The following is a 12,076-nucleotide window of genomic DNA, read 5'->3' on the forward strand; positions in this document are numbered from 1 at the left end:
CCCGATCGGATGTATTCGCCGAGTGTGTCCAATATCGACTGCGCGCGCACGACGAAGGTTCTTTGCGGAACGTTGCTGCCATACATGGCAACGATGGCTTTCGAATGCCACGAGACAATCGTTCCAGCCCCACCCGGGATAGTGATGAACCCACCGGCATGCCCTCCACCGCCGCCGCCACCGTGAACATCAATGATGCGACCGCTGGCATCGCCGATAAGGACGGCGGGATAGACACGCCCAGGTTCGTCCGTATCAAAGCTGCTCGTTTTGTTCATGCTGCTTTGAACGGGGGCCAGCGAGAAATAGGTATAGCCATTTTCCGCGGTCAATTGCGCACAACGATATATCCAGAAATACCAGACGCGATCCTTGCTGGTCTTACCGTTACCGTCGAAGTAGACGACGTAATGACTATCGTCGATCTTTTGCTCACTGTATCCGCCTGTGATGCCCCGTTTCTGGTAAGCCGTGGCACAGCTCGTAAGCACCGTCACCACCAGCAACGATGCGATGATCTTGAATAACCGCTTCATGTTTCCCCCTGATCGATCGGATGCAATGGCAGAAATGCTCCTAATGAGCTTTCCCGGATTCCTCTGTTACACGCACGCCACATACACCTGATGATGGCGTAACAGCATGATGTTGAATTGCTAAAAGGCAGGAGCATCTTTCGCACTTAAAGCGCTTATACCGAGCACGATTGGTAGTCCGCGCATCGCTGGCGCGGCTTGATCCAATTCCGGATAGCCCGAATTTTGCCGCACTTGGACATCGCGAAGACCACCGTGGACATCGACGGTGATATGCACAAAGGGGATGCCTTCATGGTGAAAGTGGATGGCCTCGGGCGGGTAGTACGGCGCCACCGTTCCCACGATCATCAGATGCACACTTGCACAATCGTCTGCCGTGGCCAGACCAGCCGCGAACAAATCGCCAAACAGCAACGTCACGAGAACGCAGCACCATCCCCGGCCACATTCGCTACTCATATGTCCCCCTGACACATGTATGAGCTTTCGCTGATTATGGCCGCTTCCGGTGACGATGAAAATTATCGCCACCCAATCAGATCATTCGCTTGCGTGAAACTGACGTCACTTGGTAGGCGTTGCGTGTAGCTAGCGAGAGGAGCTCGCAGCCGGAGGGCAAAGTGACGCTAATTTTGAAGATGTTTCCACCCTGGCAAGTAAAATGAAGGGGCCACCGATATGCGCCCCTTCATTCGCTCCTGCTGCATGGATACATTCGTTACGCGATCGTCTCTGCGAGGAACCACGCCCTGCCTTCGGCTTCGTCGATCCAATTCTCGATGAGGCTGGCCGAAGCGACATCCTCGTGCCTGTCGCATAAAGCGTGGGCTTCTCTCAATCTGGCAACGAGTTTTTGATTGTCTTCCAGCAGTTCCGCGAGCATGTCGCGCGGTGCCACATCATCCGCGTCGTTGTCGGCGGTGCGTTGCAGCCTGACGGCGTGCACCATCGAACGCAACGTTGTCCCGCCGAGCTTGCGTACTCGTTCCGCAATAGGGTCCGTCGCCGCGAAAATCTGCGCACTTTGTTCGTCCAGCAACAAGTGATAGTCGCGGAAGTGCGGCCCGGTCATGTGCCAATGAAAGTTTTTCGTTTTGAAAAACAAGGCGAACATATCGGCCAATATGAGGTTAAGGCTGGCCGATATCTCGGAAACGGCTTTGGCACTTATGCCGGCCGGCAACGTTGTCGCCACGACAGCTAAGTTGTGCGTCTTGGTCAAGGACATGTCCATCATGCATCTCCATGGGTTTTGTTGGTCGCGAGGCGGGCCACGGCGGCGGCGACACCGGCCCCGTATTCGGGATCGGCCTTTGTGCAGTTATCGATGTGGCGTTGTTTCACTTCGTCTCTGGCATCGCCCATGGCTCGCGCGGTGTTGTCGAAGAGTGTCTGACGCTGGGCGTTGCTCATCTTGCGGAACAGGTCACCGGGCTGCTGGTAGTGATCGTCGTCGACGCGATGATCCCAATGAGCTGCGGCACCATCGATCTCCAGCGGTGGCTCGTTGAGTTGGGGCTGGTCGGTCCAGACACCCTTGCTGTTAGGCCAGTAGGAAGGCGTACCGCCCAGGTTGCCGTCGGTACGCATCGTGCCGTCGCGGTGATAGCTATGGAACGGGCACTTGGGTGCATTGACGGGGATATGGTTGAAGTTCACCCCAAGCCTGTAGCGCTGCGCGTCCGCATACGAGAACAGACGAGCTTGCAGCATCTTGTCCGGCGAGTAGCTGATGCCGGGCACGATGTTCGCGGGCGAGAAAGCGGCTTGTTCCGTCTCCGCGAAGAAGTTGTCCGGATTCCGATTCAATTCGAAATAACCGACTTCGATCAGCGGATAGTCGGCCTTGGGCCAGACTTTCGTGAGATCGAAAGGATTGAACGGGAATGCCTTGGCCTGCGCGTCGGTCATGACTTGAATGAACAGCGTCCAGCGCGGGAAATCGCCGCGTTCGATGCTGTCGTATAGGTCGCGCTGATGCGTCTCGCGATCCTTGCCGACAACCGTCTCCGCATCCGTGTCCGTCAGGTTCTCAATACCCTGTTGGGTGCGGAAATGGAATTTCACCCAGGTGCGTGCATTCGCTGCATTGATGAAACTGTAGGTGTGGCTACCGAAGCCATGCATGTGGCGGAACGTGCGCGGAATCCCGCGTTCGCTCATGACGATGGTGACCTGGTGCAATGCTTCGGGTAGCAGACTCCAGAAGTCCCAATTGCTATCTGCACTGCGCATGCCTGTGCGCGGATCGCGCTTGATTGCGTGATTCAGATCGGGAAAGCGCAACGGATCGCGGAAGAAGAAAACCGGCGTGTTATTGCCGACAACATCCCAGTTGCCTTCTTCGGTGTAGAACTTGAGCGCAAATCCGCGAATGTCGCGCTCGGCATCCGCGGCACCGCGCTCGCCGGCCACCGTCGAGAAGCGGGCAAACATGGGCGTCTTCTTGCCGATTTCCGAGAAAATATTGGCCTTGGTGTAACGCGTGACGTCGTGCGTAACGGTAAAGGTGCCGTGTGCACCTGCACCTTTGGCATGCATGCGTCGCTCTGGGATCACCTCGCGCGCGAATTGGGCCAACTTTTCGATCAACCACACGTCTTGCAAGAGCGCGGGGCCGCGCGGCCCTGCGGTCTGAATGTTTACGTTGTCGCTGACAGGTGCGCCGGTTGCGTGAGTCAGAGGGGGAAATTTGGATTTGTCGTTCATGGCAATGCTCTCAATATAAAGAGTGGGCGCCAGCATCTCGCTCAGCACTTGGGTGTTTGTCGCAGCGAGGTTCACTCTAATTCGCGCCACAGGTGACTGGAATTTCATTATTTCAATGTCATCGATAGCCCGCATCTATATGGCCAGCGCATGTTTGTTCGCTTAAACCGGATCGTTGGCGAAAAGGCTTCGTCATGCCGTCCAGGCCGAACCGCGGATCACGCTGCAAAAATTCCCGGGATGGAAATGCGAGTCCTTGTCGGCGAGCACGTCAGCTTTGACGTTGCCGAATGTGGTATCGGGCTTGTGTTTAATGCCGTCGTAGAACGTCTGGATGATGTCTTCCTTGAACTGGTTTCCGCGTGGATATGCACGCACGACAGCGTCTCGTTCGGCATCGCTGTATTGGTCATAAGCCATGCCTAGCACATCCATTTCGACGCCTGCGGTAACCAGCGCAATCACGGGATGCATGTGCTGCGGGATGCCAGGCGTGGTGTGCAGCGCGATGGCTGTCCACACTGTGTCGATGTCTTGCTGGTTGATACCACGGCTCTTCAGGAAGTCGCGCGCGACATTGGCGCCGTCTACCTCGAAACGTTCGTTGGCGCTGCTATGCCGGGGCGTCAGCCCCATGTCGTGGAACATGCAACCGCAATAGAGCAATTCCGGATCGAACTTCAAACCGCGACGCTTACCGGCCAATGCGCCGAAGTAATACACGCGACTGGAGTGATGAAACAGCAGCGCAGAGGCTGTATCGCGAACCACTTCGGTAATCTCGCGGGCAAGCTGGCTGTCGGGAACGGCAACGCCATGAATGTTGAGGGACATGATGGATCTCCATAGGCTGGGGATATCGATTCTCCGGCTCTCGATTGCTGTCCTCAATAGGCGTAATACGTCATATACTGCCATTTCGCGCGTCATGCGGACGTACGGGAGACTCATCCCACATGGCCAAAACGGTTGCTGTCGTTGCCTTGCCCGGTGTCCAGTTGCTCGACGTTTCCGGCCCACTGGATGTGTTTGCGCAGGCGAATGTCGAAGCGGGCAAGGAGTTCTACGCGCTGAAAGTCATCGCTTGTCAGCGCGGCCCCATCCGTAGTTCGTCCGGGGCGCGTCTGCTGCCCGATGAGATTGCCGGCGAGGGAAGCGAACGTATCGATACCTTGCTGGTTGCCGGAGCCCCAAACGCCGGGAAGATCGCCCTGTCACCTCATCTCCTGAAATGGCTGCGCACGACAGCAAGGCGCAGTCGTCGCTACGGATCGATTTGCACCGGCGCCTTCGTGCTCGCCGCAACGGGTTTGCTCGATGGGTATCACGTCACGACCCATTGGTCGGCGGTTGAGGATCTCGCTCGCGCATTTCCCAAGATTCAGATAGATAAGGACGCGCTTTATGTCCGCGACAGAAAACTGCGTACTGCCGCAGGCGTGACGGCGGGTTTGGATCTGGCGTTGGTTCTGGTCGAGGAAGATTTGGGCCGCGATATCGCAAAGCGTGTCGCCGGGCAGTTGGTCATGTACTTCAAGCGGCCAGGCGGACAATTGCAATTCAGCCGAAAAGGGGAAAGCCGGCCTATCGGGCGCTCGGTGCTGCAGGAAGTTCAGCGCTGGGTTGCCGCTACACCGGATGTGGATCACAGCATTGCCAGCATGGCAAAGCGTGCAGGGTTGAGTCCTCGGCACTTCGCGCGTCTATTCCACGCAGAGGTAGGCATAACACCTGCGGCATGGGTCGAGGCCAGCCGCGTCGCTGCGGCCCGGTCGCTGCTGGAAAATGGACACGACACGCCAAAGCTGGTTGCCTCCAAATGCGGCTTTGCCAATGCCGACACGCTACGCCGGGCATTTCAGAAGCACGTTGGCGTTACGCCTGCCGAGTATCGCAAGCAGCACACGTTACGACTCCAATAGCTCGTGCGTCCCTGCACGTGTTCAACGGTGAACCCAAACAGGAAAGGACTATTGCTCCCTCTGCACCGGCAACAACACCGCACTCTCCCCACCCATTCCGTGCATGACGCTAACCGTCTCTGCGCGGTAATCCTCCGGCTTGGCGAAGAAGATGTTCGGCACATAGGTTTGCGGGTTGCGGTCGTACACTGGGAACCAGGTGGACTGGATCTGCACCATGATGCGGTGTCCGGGCTGGAATACGTAATTGACCGGGGGTAGGCCGAATTTGTATTCCTGCACCTGTCCTGCGGGAATCGCCGATGGTGCAGCAAGATCCTGGCGATAGCGGCCACGGAAAATATCCATGCTGATCGGTAGCTCGTAACCGCCCATTTCTGGCTGCTCGGCATACGATGGCGGATAGACGTCGATAATCTTCACTACGAAGTCGACGTCAGTGCCCGTAATTTTTGCAAAAATGTCCGCGACTGGGTTGCCTTGCAGACGCACTGCGTGATCGAGCGGCGCCGTCTGAAAAGTAATCACGTCGGGACGACTGGCAGCGAAACGCTGATCGTGCAGCAACCATGTGCTCCACTGCGCGTGATCGCTGAAGCGGATGGGCTGCGGAATGAATGGCACCGGCTTGTCGGGGTCGGAGACGTAACTGTCTTCGCCAGCGGCAGGACGATCGAAACTCAACTGATGATTCGCGCTCAGAAACATCGGCGTGAGGTGTTGCACGCCCGGCCAATCCGATAGCGACTCCCAATGCTTTTCCGATGGTTCGAAAACCATCACGCGCGGCAAGGGATGTGCGGGCTTTTCGTCTTTCAGATACTGATCGAAGAACGGAATCAGGACATTCTTGCGGAAGTCGGCCGAAGTATCGCCGTTCCACTTCAGCGGACCCAACGACTCGCCTGCGCGATTGATCTGACTGTGAAACCACGGGCCAAGCACCAGATGGTTGTTGGCTATAGCGCCTGCTTTCTTGAGCGCCTCAAACGTGTGCACAGCACCGTAGATGTCTTCCTGATCCCACAGACCTTGCAACCACATGGTCGGCACATGTGACGGGTGTGCGACTTCCAGTTTGTCCAGTGCCTGCAATTGCCAGAACGCGTCGTAGGCAGGATGCGCCGAGAGTCGGTTCCACCAGGGCAGTTGCTGAAAGCCGTGCGAGTTGGCATAGACGCCTGCGGCGCCGCCGTTCAAGTAGGTCTGGTAATCGTCGTAACCCACGCGCGGCACAGGATCGCTCGCCCCGGCAACTGTGCTTTGCTCGGTGAAGTAGTCGAGATTGCCTTGGCGAAACGCGCCGTTATGAAACCAGTCGTCGCCGCGCCAGCCATCGACCATGGGACTTTCCGGCGCGGCCACTTTCAATGCGGGGTTCGGGCCCAGCAGAGCCATCGCCACCGTCCAACCATCGTACGACGATCCGATCATGCCCACTTTGCCGTTGGATTCGGGCACGTTCTTGACCAGCCATGCGATGGTGTCATACGCATCGGTGGTGTCGTCGGTGTTGCTGGGATTGAGTGGGCCGCGCGGCGGCCGCGTCATCACGTAGATGCCTTCCGAACCGTATTTGCCGCGAATATCCTGCGACACGAAGATGTAGCCGTCGTCTACCCATTCGCGCAGCGCGCTCCACGCGGCATCGCGCAGAATCGGCACGTTTTGATTGACATCGTTTGATGCGCCGTACGGCCCGCGATCGAACAGCATCGGAAGGTTTTTCGCGCCGTTGGGTATGACGATGATCGTGTGGAGTTTCACGCCATCGCGCATCGGGATCATCACTTCTCGACGGACATAGTTGTATTCCGTCCGGGGCGGATTCCACGTCTTGGGAATATCGCTGCCTTGCTGAATCATGTCCGGCGTAACGGCCGTGGATTGGCCGGCGAGAAGCATGGCTAGGGTTATGCCAAGTAACATCGTGAAAACTCCCCAATAGCTGTGCGTTGACGCGTGGTTCGCGTGAAGCATCGATAAGTAATGGGCAAGCAGTCGGTATGGCAAGTGCCAGACGTTGTTCGAATTACCCGCTGCGCCTTAGCGTTTGACGGGTATCGAGGGTTAGGCATCACGACGCGGCGGCGAAGCAACCGCTCCCGCTTGTCGTCCACTCAGTTGGCCAATTGAGCGACAACCATATCCAGCAGCGCGCGCAATCGAGCGAGGCGCCGCATATCGCGATGGTAGCCAACCCACACGTCGCGCGTGGGCGGCTCTTCGCCGAGATCGATGCGCTTGAGGCTGTCGATGGTATCCCCGAGCGGGCGCGGCAATACAGCGACCCCCGCGCCCTTCATGCACATGCGGGCCTGTACAGAGCGGGCGTTGCTGCGAAAACCGACACGCGCATTGGGAAGCATGCGTTGCAACCAAGCCACTTCGGGCATGCCGCCAAATGCGATGTTCATCACGAGCAACGATGCGCCGGTACCGTCGCCTTTTTCCGGATGTGGGTAATCCGTCGCGATATATACGCCATAGGGCATACGCAAAAGCTTGCGCGACACGACGTCGGGCTCGTCGAACGGCTGAATACGAAACGCCAGATCAGCCTCGCGACGCGACAGGCTGAAGAAGCGCGAATCGGTAAGCAGCTCGATGATCACGCGCGGATACTGTTTTGAGAAATCGGCGATGACAGGCGTCAGGATGTATTCGGCAAACCAATCCGACGACGTGATGCGCAACATGCCATCCAGTTGCTGTTCCTGCCCAGTGAGCTGACGTTGAAAAGCGAGCGCCTCTTCTTCCATGCGCTCAGCGTGACTGAGTACGGCGGCGCCTTCGTCGGTCAACACGAATCCGTCCTTGGTGCGTTGGAACAACTGGTGGCCCAGCGCGCGTTCGAGCGCCTGCAATCGCCTGCCCATCGTGGGTTGCGTTTGCCCGAGTTTGCGGGCGGCGGCACCGAGCGTTCCTTCGCGTGCGATGGCCAGGAAAACGCGTAGATCGCTCCATTCCATCGGCACACCTCGCATTGGTTCGAACACCCCGTAAGGGGTGCCATGCAATTATGCATGGACTAAATACACTTATTTTGATTTCCATACAAAATAATGGGGCGTAGCTTGGCGATTCATACCTTTTGATCGCTGAGTGCACGATGGCCAAGTCCACCTCCATGAAAGCCGCCGTCCTGGAAAACTACGGTTCGCCTTTTCGCCTGACCGACGTCGCCCGGCCGGTACCGCGGTCTGGTCAGGTGCTGGTGCGGATCATGGCCAGCGGCGTCAATCCGCTCGACCTGAAGATTCGTAGCGGCGCCGCCGAACACGCGCGGCATCCGCTGCCGGCCATCCTCGGTATCGATCTGGCCGGCGTGGTCGACGCCGTGGGCCCGGACGTCGCCACCTTCCGTGTGGGTGATGAGGTGTACGGCATGACCGGCGGCGTCGGTGGCGTTCAAGGATCGCTCGCCGAATACGCCGCGGTCGATGCGAGTCTGCTCGCGCTCAAGCCCTCTCACTTCAGTATGCGCGAGGCGGCATCGCTACCACTCATTTTCATTACCGCGTGGGAAGGGTTGGTCGATCGCGCTCAGTTGCGTGCAGGCCAAACCGTGTTGGTGCAAGGCGGCGCCGGTGGCGTCGGAAGCATCGCTATTCAAATCGCACGTGCCTTCAATGCAACCGCTTTTGCAACAGGCGCCGCCTCACGCGCCGGTCTGATCGAACAATTGGGCGCCACGCCGATCAATCATCAGCAAATGCAGGTCGACGACTATGTCGCCGCATATACATCAGGCCGCGGTTTCGATGTCGTGTATGACACCGCGGGCGGCGCAAGCCTCGATGCTTCATTCAAAGCGGTGTCGCGCTTCGGCCACGTCGTCAGCGCGCTGGGATGGGGGACGCACGCGTTGGCACCGCTCTCCTTCCGCGCTGCCACGTACTCGGGCGTGTTCACGTTGCTGCCGCTGCTGACGGGAGAAGGTAAGGCGCATCATGGAGACATCCTGCGTGAGGCAACGCGTCTTGCCGAAGCGGGAATGATTAAACCGCAGGTGGATTCACACACCTTCGGCCTGAACGACGTCAGTGCTGCACATGCGCTTGTCGAGGACCGACAAGCGCAAGGAAAAGTCGTAATCAGTATTCAACATTGAAGCAAAACCCGGAACGTATCGGCGCCGACGCGTTTGTCTCGATCGGTTATCACGTTGCAAATCTGCGAGGAGAAATCTCATGATGAATTGGCTTGAATATCGCAAGGAACTGATGGGCCGTATTGGCGAAATCGGCAAGCTAAGTCCCGACACGCTCGCCGGCTATCAAACTCTCTCCAAGGCTGGTCAAAAGACGGGTCACCTGGATGCAAAAACCCACGAGCTGATTGCGCTGGCCGTTGCGGTAACGACGCGTTGCGATGGCTGTATCACCGTGCATACGGGCGAAGCACTGAAACACGGTGCGACGCGCGAAGAAATTGCCGAAGCCCTTGGCGTTGCCATTGCGCTGAACGCCGGCGCTGCCTTGGTGTATTCCGCCCGAGTGATGGACGCAGTCAGTGCGCATAGCGCAGCGACATAAGCCGTGATGCGATAAACAATGAACTTTTAAACGCCGAAATGCAGGACGCCGAGAGGGCGGCTCATCTGCCGCTTTGTCCACGCTGCTACGCCCGCATCGGCGAAAAGCTGTCGCAGCTGAGATGTTATTTGGACGGCTGAAGCGCGACAGCATTCGCAACGCAATGTGATCTATAAATGCCACCGGAGAAGCGGCTCCATGAACGGAAACGGGAGTAACATACCTGGCTACACCTATGGCACGTCTGCCGTTCCGACATCGTCCGTAACGCTTGACGATCTTCAACGGCTGAAGATATCGGTCGGCTTCACCGAGGAAGACGCGCACTATCTGCATATGGCCGCCCCTGTGCTGGAAGATCAGGTCGAGCGCATCGTGAATCACTGGCGGGCGAACATCATCGCCAGTATTCCGCATCTCGCAAGGCACTCGCGAAACCTCGATGGCTCACCCAATCCCGATTACCTGGCGCGAAGCAATCGCCGGTTCCAGCAGTGGATCCTGGATACATGCCTGCGCCCCTACGATCAGGACTGGCTCAACTATCAGCAGGAAATCGCCTTGAGGCATACAAGCCACAAGAAGAATCAAACGGACCATGCCGTTTCGACGCCTTACGTGCCCTATAGCGACATCGTCGCTTTCCTGGCCGTTCTCAACAACACGATAAAGCCGTATCTGGAAGCCAAGGGCCATAACGAATCCGACGTGGCGCACATGCACAAAGCCTGGTGCAAATCGATGCAGATTCAGATAGCGCTTTGGGCAAAGCCGTATATGGAAATCGAAAACGGCAGCACCGAATGGTGACAATGCCACGTCTCGAAGACATCTCCTTGCTGTGCAATCGTGTGCGTTAAATCGTAAATTGACCGTCTACTGCCTATCCGAGCCGATAGCGCGGCATTATCGCCTGCAAAACTATCTAATTTGTGCCCACGCATTAAGCCCCTAAAAACATACCTCTCCCTTCCGGCTTGCGGACACCAGACATCAACAATACGGATTGCGGTCGAGTTGAACAGCGATTCCGGCGATCATGGATCAATCGCACACGCATCGTGAAGACGTTGGCCCCTTATGCTTTCAAAGTGCACTTGGAGCGTTTGCTTTCGCGACAGCGCCGCCAATCTGACGAATGCCATCGGTATTTGCCAATCGCATCTCCAAGCCCCATCCCCAATGCTGCTGGCCGCCGGCAAAGTTATCGTCGATAGCCACGACAACTTGATTTGCGCCCTTTTGTAGCGCCAGGTCGAATGATCCATTGGTAAGAGACAAACGTCCGCCCGGCTCTTTGCTCGCACTCTTGATGCCATAGAGATTCTTGCTTTGGAACGCCAGCTTGCCGTTCACGAAGACCCAGACTTCCCTGGTCCAACCCATATCTACGTGCTTTATCTGCTCATGGTCAGCGTTGAGCGTGGTCTTCAACCAAATGCCGGTGATAGCCGGCCCGATCTGCGCATCGCCGTACCATCGCGTTAAATTGACCAAGCCACCCGGGTCGAGCGCGATGGGCTTCCACGACGCCGTCGGTTTTGGCATAGACGAATAAACGGGATCGATGCCGGTGTTTTCCTGAAGCGTGGCATCCATGCGACTGGGCATGACGAACGGCTTCGAAGCGAGCCAATCGCGTACGTATCGGAGATCATCCTTCGTTGGGTCGCTGGACGCCACCGCAGGTAAGCCATCAACGACATTAGGAGCGATGCTCAGGTGTGCATAGGATGCAGGTCCATGCAACCTGATCGAGCCGTCCGGGAAGCCGCCGACTAGTGTTCCGATGGTTAGCGTTGGCGCGTGCGCACCGTTAATGAAAACATTCATGCGTGCGCCGGAGAGCACCAACTTTATGTGATTCCAGCCATCGGGATTAATGGGTGCGTGCGTTTGATATTGTCCATACAAGTCCCATTCGAACAAGTGATGTGCCGTGGGCATGTATTGGATGCATTCGTCCGAGACAGCACAGTCCGCGCTTGGCCGAAAATACAATGCATCTGCCGCATCATCATGTTGACGAAAGGTGATGCCGGTAATTCGCTCGCCTACAAATTTTGTGTCGAATTCAATCGTGCCATTGCTGAAGTTGGTGTTCTTCAGCTCCGCATAACCTTTGTTGACGACAAGGATGTCCTGCTTGGCCTGATCGTGTTGAAACAACACATCACCCTTCGCTTGCCATTTTGCCGGCGTCATGGGGATGTCGGTTTGTTCAAATGCAAGAACGGGCCGTGAGAGGCCGACGATGGAGGCAAGAAATAACGCGTTTCGTGGCCAAGAGAGCGCCTTTGCCCAGCTTGCGTACTTGGATGATGTAGACATGTGTTCTTCCTTTCGCCTCGCGCGGCATCAGACAACA

12 protein-coding genes are annotated in these 12,076 nt (G+C 57.1%); 4 read left to right on the top strand and 8 right to left on the bottom strand.

What is annotated here, in order from left to right:
• The 5 genes from VK725_RS02960 to VK725_RS02980 form a co-directional block, all read right to left on the bottom strand.
• Positions 1–536: CC0125/CC1285 family lipoprotein (locus VK725_RS02960; protein WP_325316567.1), on the bottom strand; the 536-nt coding region annotated here is incomplete at its 3' end.
• 120 nt (positions 537–656) lie between these two features.
• Positions 657–998, bottom strand: a complete 342-nt coding sequence (locus VK725_RS02965) for a TonB family protein (protein ID WP_325316568.1) — start codon at positions 996–998, stop codon at positions 657–659.
• Between the two features lie 259 nt (positions 999–1,257).
• Positions 1,258–1,776 (bottom strand): DNA starvation/stationary phase protection protein, encoded by a 519-nt coding sequence (locus VK725_RS02970; protein ID WP_325316569.1) that lies wholly within the window; start codon positions 1,774–1,776, stop codon positions 1,258–1,260.
• On the bottom strand, positions 1,773–3,248 hold the full coding sequence (locus VK725_RS02975; RefSeq protein ID WP_325316570.1) for a catalase: 1,476 nt from the start codon (positions 3,246–3,248) through the stop codon (positions 1,773–1,775). The genes VK725_RS02970 and VK725_RS02975 overlap by 4 nt, the downstream gene beginning before the upstream one ends.
• A 192-nt stretch (positions 3,249–3,440) precedes the next feature.
• Positions 3,441–4,082, bottom strand: coding sequence for an HD domain-containing protein (locus VK725_RS02980; RefSeq protein WP_325316571.1), 642 nt, complete (start codon positions 4,080–4,082; stop codon positions 3,441–3,443).
• A gap of 122 nt (positions 4,083–4,204) precedes the next feature.
• On the opposite strand from VK725_RS02980, the gene VK725_RS02985 reads away from it, so the two are divergent.
• Positions 4,205–5,170 (top strand): GlxA family transcriptional regulator, encoded by a 966-nt coding sequence (locus VK725_RS02985; protein WP_325316572.1) that lies wholly within the window; start codon positions 4,205–4,207, stop codon positions 5,168–5,170.
• A 48-nt stretch (positions 5,171–5,218) separates the two neighbouring features.
• On the opposite strand, the gene VK725_RS02990 is transcribed toward VK725_RS02985, so the two are convergent.
• Together VK725_RS02990 and VK725_RS02995 are read right to left on the bottom strand one after the other, a co-directional pair.
• Complete coding sequence (locus VK725_RS02990) at positions 5,219–7,075, bottom strand: CocE/NonD family hydrolase (protein ID WP_325316573.1); 1,857 nt, start codon at positions 7,073–7,075, stop codon at positions 5,219–5,221.
• Between the two features lie 215 nt (positions 7,076–7,290).
• Complete coding sequence (locus VK725_RS02995; RefSeq protein WP_325316574.1) at positions 7,291–8,142, bottom strand: LysR family transcriptional regulator; 852 nt, start codon at positions 8,140–8,142, stop codon at positions 7,291–7,293.
• A 140-nt stretch (positions 8,143–8,282) separates the two neighbouring features.
• Between VK725_RS02995 and VK725_RS03000 the strand changes: the two genes are divergently transcribed.
• The 3 genes from VK725_RS03000 to VK725_RS03010 all read left to right on the top strand — a co-directional run bounded on the left by VK725_RS03000 (position 8,283) and on the right by VK725_RS03010 (position 10,518).
• Complete coding sequence (locus tag VK725_RS03000) at positions 8,283–9,284, top strand: zinc-dependent alcohol dehydrogenase family protein (protein WP_325316575.1); 1,002 nt, start codon at positions 8,283–8,285, stop codon at positions 9,282–9,284.
• A 79-nt stretch (positions 9,285–9,363) separates the two neighbouring features.
• Positions 9,364–9,708, top strand: a complete 345-nt coding sequence (locus tag VK725_RS03005) for a carboxymuconolactone decarboxylase family protein (RefSeq protein WP_325316576.1) — start codon at positions 9,364–9,366, stop codon at positions 9,706–9,708.
• 198 nt (positions 9,709–9,906) lie between these two features.
• The gene (locus VK725_RS03010; protein ID WP_325316577.1) at positions 9,907–10,518 is read left to right on the top strand and encodes a protoglobin domain-containing protein; all 612 of its coding nucleotides are present in this window, start codon (positions 9,907–9,909) and stop codon (positions 10,516–10,518) included.
• Positions 10,519–10,794: 276 nt separating this feature from the next.
• Here the strand turns inward: VK725_RS03010 and VK725_RS03015 are convergent, their stop codons facing one another.
• The gene (locus VK725_RS03015; protein ID WP_325316578.1) at positions 10,795–12,039 is read right to left on the bottom strand and encodes a hypothetical protein; all 1,245 of its coding nucleotides are present in this window, start codon (positions 12,037–12,039) and stop codon (positions 10,795–10,797) included.
• Positions 12,040–12,076: the final 37 nt, after the last annotated feature.

It is taken from the genome of Dyella sp. (genome assembly GCF_035486915.1).
Classification (GTDB): domain Bacteria; phylum Pseudomonadota; class Gammaproteobacteria; order Xanthomonadales; family Rhodanobacteraceae; genus Dyella_B.